Source organism: Uliginosibacterium gangwonense DSM 18521, from assembly GCF_000373965.1.
Classification (GTDB): Bacteria; Pseudomonadota; Gammaproteobacteria; order Burkholderiales; family Rhodocyclaceae; genus Uliginosibacterium; species Uliginosibacterium gangwonense.
On the sequence record NZ_KB892835.1, the window covers coordinates 1 to 16,566 of the forward strand.

Genomic DNA, 16,566 nt, shown 5'->3' on the forward strand with positions numbered 1-16,566 from the left:
ACCCCCCCATTCATACATACAAAGCCCGAGCGCTTTGCATTCATCTGTCTTCCAAGCCAGTCCTGGTGGCGCACCCATATCCGCCCCACCAGGCAGACCAGTTAAAGTCTGACGACCATAGCGTTTCGGAACCACCCCTTCCCATCCCGAACAGGACCGTGAAACGAAACCGCGCCGATGATATTGCGGTTCTTCCGTGAGAAAGTAGGTCATCGTCAGACTCCCCACACCCAAAAACCCCTCCAGGAACACCGCCTGTGAGGGGTTTTTGCTTTATAGCTACGATGCACAGCATCGCACGCTCACACGATTCCTCGCTTGCAGAATCACGCAGTGACGCGTTCGCCTGCTACGCAGGAAAAACCTATAACCCTCTCCCTACATAGTTCCAGCCCGCAGGTTTACGAATGTCCTGCCCTGCATTCGTGGCGCAAGGATTTGGCTACAAAATCGTCAGCTTCCTCTTTGTAGGTCTCACCTCTGCCCGTTTTGATCTTGCGCATACGCCAACGTTCAAGGACCTCGCGTTGATGACGTTATTCTATGTATGCCGTTTGGCGTAACTCATGAATCGATCACAAGGGGGCGAAGATGCGACCAAATGGAATAGCGGCAGGGATTGCGGCTGTGTGTGTGCTGTGGCTGGTGGTGTCGATTGTTCAGGCCGCCAGCGCTTCAAGCGCATGGGCTTGGGCAGGGGTGGGATTGGTGTTGTTAACAGGCGCTTTTGTTGTTTGGGGAGCGTTTCGACTGGTGCGGTCATCCAGTGTATTCGCAGGGTCCGCATTACAGGCGCTACTTACAGAGCTGGATTCTCGGCCTGAGGCGGCCTTGAGCCGCGTGGGCGAACAGGGTGGGGCAACGCTTGAGGCACGTCTGGCCCGATGTGCATTGGATTGGTCTGCCGAGATGGCGTCCCTGCGCCAGCAACTTGCACGCATGGAGGCAAGTGTCGCATCAGAGCGTGCGCAGCATGCTGCGGTGCAGTCCGAGGTCGGTCAGCAATCCCAGTCGCTCGCTGGGGCAGTGGAGCATGTGTCAATGCTGGAAGCATCGTTGCACGAAATCATTTCTTTCACAGATCACGCGGCACTCTTGGCGCGTGAGGCCGCCCAGAACGTGGCGATTACTGACGGCGCCGTGGGCAGTGCTACCAGTTCTATGAGCCAACTGGTGTCTTACACCGAGCAAATGACAAAGGTATTTGAGGATCTGCGCAGCCAGTCGGAGCGGATCAGCCATATTGTGATCAGCATTCAGGAAATTGCCAAACAGACCAACCTCCTAGCCTTGAATGCGGCGATTGAGGCTGCACGTGCCGGGGAGTTGGGGCGCGGGTTTGCGGTGGTGGCCGATGAGGTGCGCAAGTTGGCGGAACGATCTGCTGTTTCGAGCAATGAAATCGGGCAAATCGCCGCACGCTTGCAGACTACGGCAGACGAGGCCTTTGTGAATGTGCAGGACGCCAGCCAAAGCGCGGAAGAAGGCGCCCAACTGATTTCTACCGCACATACGGCCATGGCTTCAATCAAGGCCAGCCAGCCGATACGTGCCGAGGTGGTTCGCAAGGCGCATGAACAGATGGAGCGCCAGCTTGAAATCTGTGGGCAGGCAAAGGCTGTGCTGAGAGATTTTGTCTCCTGATCCCGTCACAGTTTGGGGATTGGAATCCGGCTGATCATCAATGAGCCAGAGAGCGCGTAGAGCAGGGCCAGGGGATGCAGAGCGTGGTTGGCGATATAGTATTTGCCGAACCACAGCTCGGATCCAGTCGCTCCCAAGGATGCCGCTAGGCACAAAAGCAGGACAAGGAGAATTGACGTTGGAATAGGGGTGCCTTCGAAATGGCTCACCTTTCCACTGGCATCTGAAAGTTGCTCGGCGGTGACGTTATAACGTGCGAGGCGGGAGACCCCGCAGGCGACAAAGTAGCCGAGAATGACCCGATCCCATAAACCCGTCATTCCCATTGCATAGCCGTAGATCGCCGGGGTGACGCCGAAGGAGATCACGTCGGCCAGTGAATCCAGTTCCCGCCCGAGTGCAGAGGATTTTTGCCGCCAGCGCGCGATACGCCCATCGAGGATGTCAAAAACCAGGGCAATCAGCACAAGCGCGCAGGCAAAGTAGGCGTGAAGCGGATCTTTGGTCTGGATATAGGTGATCAGTGAAAACATGGCTGAGGTGCCGCTGATTGCGTTGCCCAGCGTGAACCAGTCTGCCAGATGGAATTCTCTAATCATCGAAAATGGTTTTGCCATATTTATGCTCCAATGCAAGGCGTGTGTTTAGTCCGGTAGAGGCGCCAGTAATGCCTGAATGTCTTGTTCGTCGAATTTTGATGTTGAGGCGACACTTTCCCCAAGAATACCTGCGGCCAGATCGGCCTTGCGCTCTTGCAAGCCGAGAATCTTTTCTTCGATAGAGCCTGCCACCACCAGTTTGTAGACGAAGACATTCTTGGTTTGGCCGATGCGATGCGCCCGGTCGCTGGCCTGGGTTTCGGCGGCAGGGTTCCACCACGGGTCGTAATGGATCACGGTGTCTGCCTGGGTGAGATTGAGGCCAACGCCTCCGGCTTTCAGGCTGATAAGGAAGACGGGGACTTCGCCTTCCTGGAAGCGCAGGATTTGTGTTTCACGATCTTCTGTCTCTCCAGTGAGCATGGCGAAACCAATGTCTTTGTCCTGCAACTCTTCCTTGATCAAATCGAGCATGCCGGTAAATTGAGAGAAAACCAGGATACGTCGGCCTTCATCGATCAATTCAGGAAGCATATTCATAAGCAAGTCCAGTTTGGCGCGTTCCTTGACCTTGGCAGCAGTGTCGCTTTTGATCAGGCGTGGATCGCAGCAGACCTGTCGCAATTTGAGCAGGGCATCCAGAATCAGGATCTGGCTGCGGGCGAAACCACGATTGGCGATTTCGTCGCGCACACGTTTATCCATGCTGGCGCGCACGGTTTCGTAGAGGTCGCGTTGTCGCCCCTCAAGCGTGACGTTGCGAATGACAATGGTCTTGGGGGGTAACTCCTTGGCAACATCTTCCTTGCGCCGCCGCAGGATAAAGGGCGCCACGCGCCGCGCCAAAACTTCTTGCCGCAACAGATTGCCTTGTTTTTCAATCGGGTTGCGCCAGCGGGCATTGAAATCTTTGCCGTCGCCCAGGAAGCCCGGCAGAAGGAAGTCGAACTGTGCCCACAGCTCGCCTAGGTGGTTTTCCAGTGGTGTACCTGTTATGCATAAACGATGACGGGCATCCAGTGCACGTACCACCTTGGCGGCTTGGCTCGCCGCATTTTTGACAGTCTGGGCTTCATCCAGGATGACATAATGATAGGCGTGGGCTGCCAGTTGCTCGCGGTCGCGCCACAGCAGTGGATAGGTCGTCAGGCACAAGTCATGTGCGGGGATTTGCGCGAAGGCTTCGCCGCGAGCCTTGCCTTGCAGTTTGAGTACGCTCAGTTGTGGGGCGAAGCGGGCGACTTCGTTGGCCCAGTTGAAAATCAGCGAGGTGGGAAGCACGATCAATACTGGGCGATCCAGGCGCCCGGATTGCTTTTCTACCAGCAAGTGGGCAAGCGTCTGGGCGGTCTTCCCCAAGCCCATGTCATCGGCCAGAATGCCACCCAATTCGTGTTTGCGCAGATGCTGTAACCACGACAGGCCTTCATGCTGATAGGGGCGAAGGGTGAGCCCCAGCCCTTCCGGTATGGGCACTGCCTCTACGGTTTGGGCACTACGGATGCGATCCAGCCATGCCTGCAACAATTCTTCGCCACGCTGCTCCCATTCGCCTTGCTCCAGTGCGTCGTGCAGGCGAGGGGCATCTTGGCGAGACAGGTGCAGAGGGCCGCCCGCCGGAGAATCGAATAGATCAACCAGCGTAGTGGCCAGGGGTTTGATCCGTTCGGCATAGACGCGGATGCGCTCGCCTGCTTCGCTGAAAAGATCAATCGCCTCGCTGTCGGCAATGGCCTGGAGCTGTTCGCGATCCAGCCAGCGCGCATCGCGGCGGAATAGGGCATATAACAGGGGCGCCAGATCAATGCGCTGCCCTTCCACCTCGATTCCCAGGCTCAATTCAAACCAGCCGTTCTGGTTTTCTTCCAGATTGGCATACCAGAGGTCTGGTTGAAGCGCGAAGTGGCGGAATTCTGCACTGGGTTCGATGCGCCAACCCTCTTCCCGCAGCTTTGGCACAGCTTCGCTGCAGAACGCTTGCCAGGCGGCCTGGCTGGCAAGCCCCAGCATGTTTTCCGGCAGACGGTTCCAACTGAAGACATGACGTGAGAGTATCGGCTGAAAACCCAGACTGCGTAGCGTTTTCAGTGCCTTGGCTTCGGCTTCGGTCTGTCGACGAAGGCGGACGGTACGGCCATCTGCTAGCGTGACGATGCTTGCATCATCTGCGGTGAAAAACTCCGCTGGACCGTATTTGAAGACGGGAATGGCGTAGTCATATGTAGCATGCGCGCTGGCGACATAATCTCGGTGCTCGCGCAGATTCACATTGCTGAGCGTGTCGAGCTTGAGTACCGGCTGGAATGACGCTTCCAGCCATTCGAGTTCATCTACGCCTGCTGCATTGGGAGGCGGGAGTTGCGGTACGGTTTCTGCTAGGGCCGCTGCCACCAGGGGGATTTCCTTGGGGGTGAGTGCGGGGAGTTCCAGTACGGCACGGCAGGCGGCAGGCGCGGCAATGTCAACCGGGCCGATTTCGCCACGCGTGGCATCAATGTAACAGAAGGGTTCGGTGCTGAGCAGATGGGTGGTTTCCGGCTCGGTCCGCAGGCGGGCGCGCAGGCCGTCGTGCTCGGTTTCCCACTGCATTTTACCTTTGCGGCTGGCTGCTGCATGCAGAGGATGCAGGTTGGCGTTGTCCGTATCATCCAGTTGCAGCATGGCCCGGCCGGTCGCCAGAACGGTCTGGACAATGGCATATCCGGGCTCGCCAAGCAAGGGAGTACCCCCCCAGTAACCGCCTTCCTTGCGTGTTTCGGTGCGGATAGCGCGCAAGAGGGGGAGATCGTCTTCGGTGACAAAAGACGGCGGCTTCATCAAAGCCTGATCGATGTTGTACCAGCGCTCAACATCCGTGGTCGGCTGGCCTTCCCGATCCAGCCGGACTTTGTAAAGATGCAGCCGGGAGCGGGCCAGCCAGCTTTGTGGCTCAAAGGCGTAGTAGAGGGCATGGCTCTGGCGGGGCTGAGTTTTGCGTCGGGTGGGGGGGGCAGGTTCCAGGCGGGTTTTCAGGTTCCGCGCCCAGTTCAGCACGGCTTCACGCGGTCTGTCGACCAGGGCGCCAGGGCGCTTTGCAGCCAGCAGCAGGGCGACGACATGTTTACAGCGGCTGCCGACCGGGCAGCTACAGTGACTGCTGATGTCTAGCTGCCGCTCGCCGTCATAATCACGCAGCACCAGCTTGGCACGGGTGCGGTAGGGTTCGGGGTCACTACCCTGAATCCAGGCTTCCAATTGTGGGCCCGCAACCTCTATGCGCTTGACCCGCCCAACATAGCTTTGCCCCTTCTTGAGGGTGGCGTTGGAGAATAGCTGCGACAGCGCAGTATCGTCGAGAAACTCAAGAAGACGGGAGATCTGCATAGGGTGCGATCAGTACCAAGCGTGGAAATGATGCACCGGCCCATGCCCTTTGCCAACTGCCAAGCGGCCAGATTCTTCGATAGCCCGGCGCAGATAGCTGCGTGCCTGGCGCACGGCGGCTTCCACCGGATGCAACTGATCGGCACAGCGGGGCAGCAGTGCGGCAATGGCAGACGATAGTGTGCAGCCTGTGCCATGGGTGTTCTTGGTCTGGATGCGCGCGTCGCGCATCTCAATCATGCGGTCGCCATCGAAGAGCAGGTCGACCAGTTCATCGCCGGGCAGATGTCCGCCTTTGAGCAGCACCCAGCGGGGGCTGTGGGTGGGCAGCATGTCGCGCAGGCGTTCGATGCAGCGATACATTTCGCGCACGGTTTCAGGCGTGCGTGATTCGGTGATGACGCCCGCTTCCGGCAGGTTCGGGGTCAGGATGAAGCACCGGGGCAGCAGTGCTTCACGCAGCATGGCCACTGCATTCTTGGCGAGCAGATGGTCCCCGCTCTTGGCGACCATGACGGGGTCAAGCACCACATTTTCTGCTGCAAAATGATTCAGCCGATCTGCTACGGTGGCGACGATCTCAGCCGTGCCCAGCATGCCGAGCTTGACTGCATCGATGCGCACATCGGCAAATAGGGTATCGATCTGCAGGCGCAGGAAATCCGTGGGGGGCGTATGCAACCCGGTGACGGCCTGGGTGTTTTGCGCAGTCAGCGCCGCAACCACACCGCAGCCGTATGCGCCGAGTGCCGAGAAAGCCTTCAGGTCGGCATAAATGCCCGCGCCGCCTGATGGGTCGATACCGGCAATCGAGACGACATTCGGAATGCTTGCTGTGCCCATATTGGAAATCCAAAACGCAAAGGTTTTTATTTTCCCACAACCGCAGGCAGGCAAGGCATTCTGTGTGGAGTACGCAGCATGCCTTGCCCGAATTCAGACGGGGCGTTTGGGGTGGAACACCACGGGCGCACTCCCCGGTGGCGGGCTTTGCAGGATGTGCTTCTTGATCTTGCCGATCACGTGCATCTCACAGGGTTTGCAATCGAAACGCAGGGTCAGGCGCTCGTTGCCATTGACCAGTACCATCGGCTCTGCGCGAACCTGCCCCTGCACGCCCTGAACGCCTTTGGCCTGCTTGGGGCAGAGATTGAAGGCAAAGCGCAGGCAATGCTTGGTGATCATCAGGCTGGCTTCGCCCGGCTCCTCATGCGCCTCGTAGGCGGCTTCGATGATCTTGATGCCGTGGCGGGCGTAGAAAGCCCGTGCTTGCGCGTTATACACATTGGCCAAGTAATCCAGGGTTTCCGTCGGGTAAGGCGTGGGGGGCTGGGTTTCGGCGCGGCGCTGTGGACGGGCAAATGCGGCACGGCGGGTGGCGAGCAGGTGTTCAATGGCATCCCGACGCAGGGCGTTGAGGGCAGAGGCGGGGATGAACCAGGGCTGACTCCATTCGATGTCCATCTGGCGCAATGTGAAAATGGTGTTGCCGAGCTTGGCGAGGTTGTCCCGCACGCCACTGGTTGCACGCTCGGGGTTTTGCGCGGCCTCATGCGCTGCAGCCATCTGGGCTGTAGCCGTGTTGCCATCCGCATCCTGCACGCTGAGGCTGAAACCATTCGGCACTTCCGCGAGACGCAGATCCAGGGCGATCTTGCGCTCGGCTGATTTATGCGTAAGGGCTTGCTCCCAGGCATGGTCGCGGTTGCGGTGGATCAGGCTGCCTGCAACGAGCCCGGTGAGTTCGGCCATGCGCTGGTTGGGATACACCCGCCATACGGGGCCTGCTGCGCGCACTGTGTTGGCCTGCATGCCGCGCAGCTCGCGCTTGTGCATGTAGGTGAGGCCATCACCATTGGCGAGTGTTTCCGAGGATTCCAGTTCGAACCAGTCCGGCCCGATGCGGGTCACCTGCCCCAAGGCTTGGCCGACATGGGTGGGGGCATCGAAGGCGCCGATATCGGCCTGACGGCCATTCACAAAGTAATCGGTGGCACTGCGGTTGAAGGTCTTGTCCGGGGCGGGGCGGAAACCGAAATGGCAAGTGCCGCTGGAAGCGCAGGCCAGTTCCGGGCGCTGTTCGAGCAGATCATCAAGCAGTTGGCGATAGTGGGCGGTGATGTTCTTCACATAGCCCATATCCTTGTAGCGGCCTTCGATCTTGAAGGAGCGGATGCCTGCCTCAACCAGTGCGGCCAGATTGGCGCTCTGGTTGTTGTCTTTCATCGACAGCAGGTGTTTTTCAAACGCCACCACGCGCCCTTCCTTGTCTTGCAGGGTATAGGGCAGGCGGCAGGCTTGTGAGCAGTCTCCCCGGTTGGCGCTACGCCCGGTCTGCGCGTGGCTGATGTTGCACTGGCCGGAGAAAGCCACGCACAGCGCACCGTGGATGAAGAATTCCAGCGCCACCTCGGGATTCACGGCGGCGCGCACGTCGGTAATCTCTTGCAGCGTCAGTTCCCGGGCCAGCACGAGTTGAGAGAAACCCGCTTCAGCCAGGAAGTGAGCTTTGTCCGCCGTGCGGATGTCGCATTGGGTGGAGGCGTGCAGCGCAATCGGGGGCAGATCAAGTTCCAGCAGGCCCATGTCCTGCACGATCAGCGCGTCCACGCCGGCGTCGTAATACTCGTAGATCAGTTTGCGCGCGGCTTCCAGCTCACTATCGTGGAGGATGGTGTTGAGCGTGGCAAAAATCCGGGTGCCGTATGGATGGGCAAACTCCACCAGCCGGGCGATGTCGGCCACGCTGTTGTCGGCATTGAGCCGGGCGCCAAAAGACGGGCCACCGATATAGACGGCGTCTGCCCCGTGGAGGACAGCCTCGATGCCGATTTCGGCAGTCTTGGCGGGGGCGAGTAGTTCAAGGTGGTGGGCAGGCAGGCTCATTCAGATGCAGGAGTAAAACGCTAAACGATTGAGTGTACAGCGAATGAGGCATGATTTCGCATGCTTGTGATGAGTGTTTTTGCAGATTCAGTCCATGCTTTTTTGTAAAACACTGTTTCGCTGTTTTTATGGCGAATAGGCCAGAGCGCCATGACTGGTGTGGGTTATGCATTTTCCTGATGTCAGGCTGGCAGTGCAGGGCGACCCCAGGCGGCCAGCGGCACTGTGCGGATCTGTTTGAGCATCGTACAATCGGACACTTCTGGAAACTCCGCGAGTACCTTGCTCATGAATCTACCGCGACGGCTGTTATGTGGGCTTGGTGGCATCGTCCTGACCCTGGCCTCTTCCCTTTGTCTGGCACAAGCGACGGGTGCCTCCGCCAAAATCCAAGGTTTGTCGGGCTATTCCTCCGGCTCCATCAATCTGGCGATGGTCGACAGCCAACGCCTCACCCTCCCGGCGGGCGATTCGCTTACCCTGACGACCGAAATGGCGCCGGTATCTGTAGGCTCCAATCCCTCTGCGGGAGAGGGGGCCAGCGACATTTCTGCGGTAGATCTGACCAACAGCTCCGGCGATATCTGGGGTCGGATTCGTAAGGGCTTTGGCATGCCTGATCTGGCCAGCCCGGTGGTGGATGACCGTATCGCCTACTACACCGCCCGCCCCCAGGCCTTGCGCACCATGCTTGAACGTGGCCGCAAATACATGTACCACATTGTGGGGGAGCTGGAAAAACGCGGTATGCCGACCGAACTGGCCCTGCTGCCGTTGGTGGAGAGCGCCTATAACCCGCAAGCTATGTCCTCGGCCAAGGCTGCAGGGCTGTGGCAGTTCATCCCCTCGACCGGCAAGGATTTCAAGCTCACGCAAAACTGGTGGGTGGATCAGCGCCGCGATGTGATCGCTTCAACCGATGCGGCCCTGCAATACCTGCAAGCCATCTACGAGATGCATGGTGACTGGCAACTCGCGCTGGCCTCCTACAACTGGGGTGAGGGGGCCGTGGCACGCGCCATTGCCAACAACCGCAATGCAGGCAGGCCAACCGACTTCAACAGCCTGAATATGCCGGCGGAAACCCGCCAGTACGTGCCCAAGCTCCAGGCGCTCAAGCAGATCATCGCCCACCCAGAACTCTACGCGGTGCAGTTGCCCAATATCCCGAACAGGCCCTACTTCACCTCGGTGCCACGCCGTAATGGCATGGACGTGGCCGTGGCCGCCAAGCTTGCCGAGATGTCGCAAGCAGATTTCTTGGCGCTCAACCCGGCGTATAACCGTCCGGTGATCCCTGGCAACCATGAAGCCAATCTGGTGCTGCCGGTGGAGAATGCCGTCAAGTTCGAGCAGAACCTTGCCCAATACAAGGAACCCCTGCTGAACTGGAAGACCTATTCCTTGCCACGTATCGAGCGCATTGACCAACTTGCCCAACGCCTGCATCTGGATGTCGACGCCCTGCGTTCGGCCAATGGTCTGGCCCCGCGTGCACGTCTGGCAGCAGGCTACACGCTGTTGATACCGCAAGATGCGGATACCAATCTGGATGCGGTGGAAATTGCCGAGCAATCAACTCCCCGCCATTCCCGTAAAGCCAGAGGGCGTAGTGAGCGGGTGGCCTCCCGCCATGTGGATACCCGGAGCAAGCGCACGGCCAGTGCCAAGCCACGGGCAAAGGTGGCAGCAGGGCACTCGTCGAGTCGTCGCAAAGGTTAAGAATCTGTACGTCAAAAAGCAGGTTCCAGCCCGCTGGAGCCTGCTTTTTCTATTTGAATAGGGATGTTTCTGTTGGCCCCCTTGCTGTACGACCTGCCGTATTTCGCGCTTTTTGAAGACAGCTTGTCCGAAGCCCCCAGCCTGTGTCTGCTCCACGGGTTGCAGGCGCAGATCTGCGTGTGCCACCCCGATGAACTGGCCCCGGCCCTGAGGCAGATTGAAGAGGCTCAGGCGCAAGGGCACTGGGTGGCCTGGGCGGCAGAATATGAATTGGGCTTGGCGCTGGAGCCACGCTTGCAAGCCCTGCTGCCTGCGGATACCCGATTGCTGCGCGCATGGATTTTCCGCGAGAAGACCACGCTCGGTGCAGAAGCCGTGGCAGGGTTCTGGCAACAGCAACTTGCTGGGCTGAGTCCGCAAGCGTGCGAGGCTGGGCTGCTGCGCCTGGAGCCTGAGTGGGTTGAGGCCGAGCACGCCCAGGCCACGCGCAACATTCTTGAGCTGATTGCGGCGGGGGATTGCTATCAGGTCAACCTCACCATGCCATTCACCGGGGTTGTCTATGGGCATCCCCTGGCGCTGTACGCACGGTTGCGGGAGCGCCAGCCGGTACGCTATTCCACGCTGATCCGGGCGGGGGATGAGTGGGTGCTGTCCCTGTCGCCAGAACTCTTTGTGGAGCGCCAGGGCGATACGCTGAGTTGCCGCCCCATGAAAGGAACCGCGCCACGGCATCTTGACCCCGTGCGTGACAAAGCCGAGGGCGCAGCGCTACTGGCCTCGGAGAAGAACCGCGCAGAAAACCTTATGATTGTTGACCTGATCCGTAACGATCTGGGGCGCCTGGTAGCGGCGGGCGGGGTGCGCACTACCGCGCTCTTTACGCTTGAAGCCTATGCCACGGTGTACCAACTGACTTCCACTGTGCAGGCATCTCCAGTGCGGGCTTCATTGGAGACAATCCTGCGGGCGATCTTTCCCTGTGGATCGATTACGGGGGCGCCCAAGATCCGGGCCATGGAGATCATCCATCAACTCGAAACCACGCCACGCGGCGTGTACTGTGGGGCGCTAGGGTGGGTGGCGCCCGATGGGGATTTCCGCTTCAGTGTGCCGATCCGTACCTTGTTGGTCGCCCACGATGGTGCATGTCGGCTCAACGCAGGCGGCGGCATCGTGGCCGATTCCCGCCCTGCCGAGGAATACCAGGAATGTCTGATCAAGGCGCGTTTTGCCCGCAGTCTGGCAGAAGAGTACCAACTGATTGAAACCCTGCGCTGGTCGGCAGAAGAAGGTTTTCCCCTGCTGGCGGAGCACAAGGCAAGGCTGGTGCGTTCGGCACATGAGCTGGGCTTTGTTTGTGACGAAGGCGCTATCGAATCCGCCTTGCACCTGCATGTGGCCGGGCAGGCCGAGCGGGCGTTGAGGGTCCGCCTCCTGCTATGGCGGGATGGCAGCCATCAGATCCAGGGCTTTCCGCTTGAAGCCTTGCAGGGCGAACAAAGCGTCTGTATCTCTGCTGTGCGCCTTGATCCTGCGGATAGACGCCTGCGCTACAAGACTACGGCCCGCAAGTTCTACGATGCCGCGTTACAGCAGGCGACTGCTGCGAGCCACTTCGATGTGATCTTCTTCAATACACGGGGCGAGCTGTGTGAAGGAGCACGGAGCAACATCTTCATTGAACGCGATGGCGTGCTGCTCACCCCTGTTTTGTCCAGCGGCCTACTGCCCGGCGTGCTGCGTGCCCACTTGCTGGCAAGAGGGCAGGCGCGGGAGGCGGTCTTGCGGGAGCCGGATCTGCGCAACGCGGGCAGAGTCTGGCTGGGCAACGCATTGCGGGGGCTGGTGCCAGTCAGGCTCGCCTAGCCGGGCGGCGGGATAAAAGGCCGTTTACATTAAATTGCTTCCCTCCGTGTGCAGATTCGTGCACACTGTGCGCTCAGTGGCTGAATGTACCAGTCCCTTGCCGCTGCCTGTAGCGCGTCTGCTTTTTCCGCATCCGTCCTCTACAAAATCCAACGAACCTGCTTCGTCCTCCTCGACTGGAGCCGCTGGTGCCTTGTGCCCACGGCAGGTCGACGCAGCACTCCCTCTTTTTGGAGTGATATGTCATTTGCATCTCTCGGGCTCATCGAGCCCCTCGTCCGCGCCGTGACCGAGCGCGGTTATACCCAACCGACCCCAATTCAAGCCCAGGCCATCCCCGCCGTACTTGGCGGTGGCGATCTCATGGCTGGCGCGCAAACGGGTACTGGCAAAACAGCCGGTTTCACCCTGCCGATCCTGCAACGCCTGTCTGCCACGTCCGCACCCAAGAAAGGGGCGATCCGTGCGCTGATCCTCACCCCGACCCGCGAGCTGGCCGCCCAGGTGGAAGAAAGCGTGCGCCACTACGGCGCGCATCTCCCCCTCAAATCCATGATGATGTTCGGCGGGGTGAGCATCAACCCGCAGATCAAGGAACTGCGCAGTGGCGTCGACATCCTGGTTGCTACGCCAGGGCGTCTGCTCGACCACGTGCAGCAGAAGACCATCGATTTGTCCCACGTCGAAATCCTGGTGCTGGACGAAGCCGACCGCATGCTCGACATGGGCTTCATCCGTGACATCAAGAAGGTGCTCGCACTCCTGCCGCGCCAGCGCCAGAACCTGCTCTTCTCCGCCACGTTCTCCGATGAAATCAAGGCGTTGGCCGATGGCCTGCTCAACAAGCCCGCGATGATCGAAGTCGCCCCCCGCAACGCCACCACCGAGCAAGTGGTGCAACGCGCCATGCACGTCGACCAGAAGGTCAAGCGCCATCTGTTGGCGCACTTGATCCGCGAACATGCCTGGTTCCAGGTGCTGGTCTTCACCCGCACCAAACACGGCGCCAACCGCTTGGCCGAGCAACTCACCAAGGGTGGCATCAACTCCCTGGCCATCCACGGCAACAAGAGCCAGAACGCCCGTACCCGCGCCTTGGCCGAGTTCAAGAGCGGCGATCTGCAAGTGCTGGTCGCGACCGACATCGCCGCACGCGGCCTGGATATTGTCGATCTGCCCCACGTGGTGAACTTCGAGTTGCCCAACGTGCCGGAAGACTACGTACACCGCATCGGCCGTACCGGGCGGGCAGGCGCTACAGGCGAAGCCCTGTCGCTTGTTTCCTCGGACGAGATGAAATATCTGGCAGCAATTGAAAAGCTGACCCGCCGCAAGCTGGAACGTGTAGCGCTGCCCGTATTTGAAATCCCTGCCGGAGCCGCGACGGAGACGGAAGAACGTGCCCCGCGTCAGCCACACGGACAAGGACGAGGCCGCCAGCAAGCACAACGGCGTGAAGGCGGAGAAGCCCCGCGTGGCCGCTCCCCCCGCCCGCGCCAAGGTGGTCAGGGTGGCAACACCACAGGTGAGTCGCGCCGTCCCCAAGCCGCGAATGGCGCCGCTCAACAAGCTCGGGGTGAGGGCCGTGCAGAACGCCCAGCCGGGCAAGGTCGCCGCGCTCCCGCCACCGGGGCTGATCGTGCCCCCGGCGCGCGCAGCGAAGCCAATGCCCGCCCGCAGCGCCCCGCCCGCAGTGGCGCAGAAGGCAACCGCCCGGCACGCCAGCAGACTCCCCGTAATGGGCAGGAAGCGCGACGCGAAGGCAGCCCACGCCCTGAGGCCACAGGTGACAAGCCCAGCGGGCTGCGTGGCGTATTCTCACGTGGCATCAGCGCCTTGCGTCGCCTAGGCGACAACTGATCAGGCACTGAACCAAGCAGAAGGGGCCGCAATATGCGGCCCCTTTTTTATGCGCCTTACTGGCTGAATTCGTAACCCCAAAGCGACGGACGGATTGCTGGAAAGCGGACACTCTTCTCGACGGAATTGTCAGGGCTTGGATGGGGCATTGTAGGGCGGATTCGGAGCGCAGCGACAATCCGCCATCATGCGTCAGACCAGTCGGTGCGAAGATGCGCCGGAGGAAATGGCGGATTGCTTCGAGAATCCGCCTTACGCGGTGAAATTACGTTCTAACGCAAAGCTTATCCAGTTCCGCATCCTCAAACATATTTGGTGAATGCAAGTAATTCACCATCAAAATCCGCGCATACTCGTAGGCAGCCTCCTCATTTGCAGTAAGGTGGTCGTCGCGTCCAGAGTGAACCAATTTTGAACGAATGCCGTACAGCGTTTTTGCCTGTTTAAAAGTGGCGGTAGCGTCACCGAACCTAAAGTGCTCTGCAAGTTTTGCAATGCGGAGCGCAAATCGAAATGTCAGTTCACTGCTTTGCGTGGGCAATAAGAGCATTTCAAGGAGCGTGGTGACTTCAACAAATCGGGTTTCAGGTCTTGGCGCGTCAGACATCGCATGCATCCATATGTCACGCATAAGATTCAACTTTGAATCGTTCGAATGCTGCTGAATGGCGCACAGGAGGCTCTTTAGCTCGGTCAAAGTTTCATTGTTGATCGACAGCCGCGTTCTTCCGTAATAGCAAGGAGGTAAATTGAATACTTGCCCCCCATCACTTCCGTATCCAATGTAGAGTGACGACCATGATCGAGCGACGAGCTTCAATGCGAAATTGAAGTCTCGCGCTTTATCGCTATTGTCGCAGGTAAGTAGGTAGTTGCTTGACAGTAAATAGGATTGTCTGCCGACGTCCGCCCCGTTCAAAAACATACCGCCGCGAGAGCTTTCCAGCCTCCCTTCCGAATTGAGGGTGACGTCGCGAATGCCAAGCAATCTACGGCGATCTTCGTCAGAAATCGCACGCAGATGGAAATCATCATTTACAGATATATCTTGCTGCTCGCAATCAAGCGCAAGTGGATACTCATAGAAGATAGTCGTCATGATGCGCGATATTGCGGCCTGACTTGTTAGTAAGTAGCCCAGATTAGCCCGGTAGTGTGCGCAACTTGTTGCGCACACTACCGACTATACGGAGACATTACATCAAACCACGGTTCAATAGTCCCTATGTCCTAGCTCTAGAGGTCAAAGTTTATCCGGAACCGACGCCATTGATGAAATTGACCAAGAACATTACGATGGCGATCACCAGCGCGGTAGGTTGGGTAAGCCGAAGGTGTCACCCAACGCTTTTATCACCGATCCGTCGAAAAAGAATTATAGATGTGATGATCATATTTTCGGACGGCATAAATAACGTGTTGTCACAAACTGTCCCGAAAAAATCGTTGGGCGGCGCCTTCGGCTTGCACCAACCTACAAAGGTAGCTTTGAAGCCTGAACGTCGAAGGTCGGCTCATGGCCGACTGTTGCTGATCACTGCGCCCCGCAATGAAACATCATAATAACGGCACCGAGATTATGTTGGCACATTGCGGGGACTAGGTTTTTCAGGGTCGTACGCTTGGCCTAGAGTTCAACCCCCATCACCAGGGCCATGCCTGCTTCCGAATTGGGCCGGTGCATGTTTTCCATCATCAAGCCTGAAGGCGGGATGCGTACTTCCTTGTTGAACCATTTGTCGTAGATTTCGCGGAATTCTTTCTGCATGAACAGTGTCTTCAGGCTGTCGTTGACGGCTGTCTTGAATCGGGCGTCGTTCTTGCGTAGCGGGAAGCCTATCGGCTCGACGGTCAAGGGCCATTGGGTCACGACAAACCGAGCGGGGGTTTTGCTCTTCAGGCGCACAAATTCCAGGATGATATCCATCTGTGATATTGCATGAGCCTTGCCTGATTCCAGCGCGGCAAGCGCTTCATCGTTGTTGCCAACCTGCAATACGGTTAGGCCTGTCATGCCCTGGGCCTTGAGTGCATTGACAATCTTTTCGCCTGCCGAGCCCTTGATGACGGCGACCGTTTTGCCTGCCAGATCATTTTGGCTGTTGATGCCGGATTTCGGGTCGGTCAGGAATCTCTGTGCGCCGAACAGCACGGAGTAGCTGAAGTCGACATCTTTTTGGCGTGCCTTGGTGTTGACGGTGGAGCCGCACTCGATGTCGATGGAGCCGTCCTTGATCTTGTCGAGGCGGTTCGATGCGGTGACCAGCACTTCCTGGGCGCGCAGGTCTGGCAGCTTGAGTTCCTTGCGCAGCATATCGACCATCTTGTAGCAGATGTCGACTGAGTAACCGGTGGCCTTGCCTGCTTTGTCCAACGTGGAGAAGGGGGGCGAGAGGTCGCGTACCCCGAGATTGATCACGCGGGTCTTGGTAAGGCGGTCTACAGTGTCCCCACTTTCGGCCTGTGCCACGGATGTTGCCAGCAACGGGGCCAGTGCCATGCAGAACATGGCTGCCCGTAGTGGTGATATGCGTTTGGATGTATGTCTCATAACAACCTTCCTGTGATGTGTTTTTGTTCCGATCCGACTCAACCGGGGCAAGCACTTGAGCCTTTTCACCAT

The 16,566-nt window shown here is 58.7% G+C and carries 10 protein-coding genes and 1 rRNA gene; 5 read left to right on the forward strand and 6 right to left on the reverse strand.

The features are described 5' to 3' along the window. The first annotated feature begins 107 nt into the window (after positions 1–107). A 5S ribosomal RNA gene (gene rrf / locus B145_RS0102785) occupies positions 108–221 on the forward strand. A 370-nt stretch (positions 222–591) separates the two neighbouring features. Further along, on the forward strand, positions 592–1,644 hold the full coding sequence (locus B145_RS29435; RefSeq protein ID WP_083917587.1) for a methyl-accepting chemotaxis protein: 1,053 nt from the start codon (positions 592–594) through the stop codon (positions 1,642–1,644). Between the two features lie 5 nt (positions 1,645–1,649). Here B145_RS29435 and pssA read toward each other — a convergent pair whose 3' ends face one another. The 4 genes from pssA to B145_RS0102815 form a co-directional block, all read right to left on the reverse strand. Continuing rightward, positions 1,650–2,261 carry a CDP-diacylglycerol--serine O-phosphatidyltransferase gene (pssA, locus tag B145_RS0102800; protein ID WP_018605051.1) on the reverse strand — a complete coding sequence of 204 codons (612 nt, stop codon included), beginning with the start codon at positions 2,259–2,261 and terminating at the stop codon, positions 1,650–1,652. 27 nt (positions 2,262–2,288) lie between these two features. Next, complete coding sequence (locus B145_RS0102805) at positions 2,289–5,606, reverse strand: DEAD/DEAH box helicase (protein WP_018605053.1); 3,318 nt, start codon at positions 5,604–5,606, stop codon at positions 2,289–2,291. Positions 5,607–5,615: 9 nt separating this feature from the next. Beyond that, positions 5,616–6,449, reverse strand: a complete 834-nt coding sequence (gene thiD / locus B145_RS0102810) for a bifunctional hydroxymethylpyrimidine kinase/phosphomethylpyrimidine kinase (protein WP_018605055.1) — start codon at positions 6,447–6,449, stop codon at positions 5,616–5,618. Positions 6,450–6,542: 93 nt separating this feature from the next. Next, complete coding sequence (locus B145_RS0102815) at positions 6,543–8,492, reverse strand: peptidase U32 family protein (RefSeq protein WP_018605056.1); 1,950 nt, start codon at positions 8,490–8,492, stop codon at positions 6,543–6,545. A gap of 288 nt (positions 8,493–8,780) precedes the next feature. Between B145_RS0102815 and B145_RS24190 the strand changes: the two genes are divergently transcribed. The 3 genes from B145_RS24190 to B145_RS24195 all read left to right on the forward strand — a co-directional run bounded on the left by B145_RS24190 (position 8,781) and on the right by B145_RS24195 (position 13,943). Next, on the forward strand, positions 8,781–10,214 hold the full coding sequence (locus B145_RS24190) for a transglycosylase SLT domain-containing protein (RefSeq protein ID WP_018605058.1): 1,434 nt from the start codon (positions 8,781–8,783) through the stop codon (positions 10,212–10,214). Positions 10,215–10,277: 63 nt separating this feature from the next. Next, complete coding sequence (gene pabB / locus B145_RS0102830) at positions 10,278–12,083, forward strand: aminodeoxychorismate synthase component I (RefSeq protein WP_018605059.1); 1,806 nt, start codon at positions 10,278–10,280, stop codon at positions 12,081–12,083. A 240-nt stretch (positions 12,084–12,323) separates the two neighbouring features. Next, positions 12,324–13,943 (forward strand): DEAD/DEAH box helicase, encoded by a 1,620-nt coding sequence (locus B145_RS24195; RefSeq protein ID WP_018605060.1) that lies wholly within the window; start codon positions 12,324–12,326, stop codon positions 13,941–13,943. Positions 13,944–14,208: 265 nt separating this feature from the next. Here B145_RS24195 and B145_RS0102840 read toward each other — a convergent pair whose 3' ends face one another. Together B145_RS0102840 and B145_RS0102845 are read right to left on the reverse strand one after the other, a co-directional pair. Then, entirely contained in the window at positions 14,209–15,042 is an 834-nt protein-coding gene (locus B145_RS0102840) for a HEPN domain-containing protein (RefSeq protein WP_018605061.1), read from the reverse strand. A 528-nt stretch (positions 15,043–15,570) separates the two neighbouring features. Further along, positions 15,571–16,494 (reverse strand): amino acid ABC transporter substrate-binding protein, encoded by a 924-nt coding sequence (locus B145_RS0102845; protein ID WP_157288252.1) that lies wholly within the window; start codon positions 16,492–16,494, stop codon positions 15,571–15,573. Between the last annotated feature and the right edge of the window lie 72 nt (positions 16,495–16,566).

Excerpts from the sequence above, each read along its gene's own strand:
- B145_RS29435 (WP_083917587.1), top strand. The coding sequence starts at position 592 with ATGCGACCAAATGGAATAGCGGCAGGGATTGCGGCTGTGTGTGTGCTG.
- pssA (WP_018605051.1), bottom strand. The coding sequence starts at position 2,261 with ATGGCAAAACCATTTTCGATGATTAGAGAATTCCATCTGGCAGACTGG.
- B145_RS0102805 (WP_018605053.1), bottom strand. The coding sequence starts at position 5,606 with ATGCAGATCTCCCGTCTTCTTGAGTTTCTCGACGATACTGCGCTGTCG.
- thiD (WP_018605055.1), bottom strand. The coding sequence starts at position 6,449 with ATGGGCACAGCAAGCATTCCGAATGTCGTCTCGATTGCCGGTATCGAC.
- B145_RS0102815 (WP_018605056.1), bottom strand. The coding sequence starts at position 8,492 with ATGAGCCTGCCTGCCCACCACCTTGAACTACTCGCCCCCGCCAAGACT.
- B145_RS24190 (WP_018605058.1), top strand. The coding sequence starts at position 8,781 with ATGAATCTACCGCGACGGCTGTTATGTGGGCTTGGTGGCATCGTCCTG.
- pabB (WP_018605059.1), top strand. The coding sequence starts at position 10,278 with ATGTTTCTGTTGGCCCCCTTGCTGTACGACCTGCCGTATTTCGCGCTT.
- B145_RS24195 (WP_018605060.1), top strand. The coding sequence starts at position 12,324 with ATGTCATTTGCATCTCTCGGGCTCATCGAGCCCCTCGTCCGCGCCGTG.
- B145_RS0102840 (WP_018605061.1), bottom strand. The coding sequence starts at position 15,042 with ATGACGACTATCTTCTATGAGTATCCACTTGCGCTTGATTGCGAGCAG.
- B145_RS0102845 (WP_157288252.1), bottom strand. The coding sequence starts at position 16,494 with ATGAGACATACATCCAAACGCATATCACCACTACGGGCAGCCATGTTC.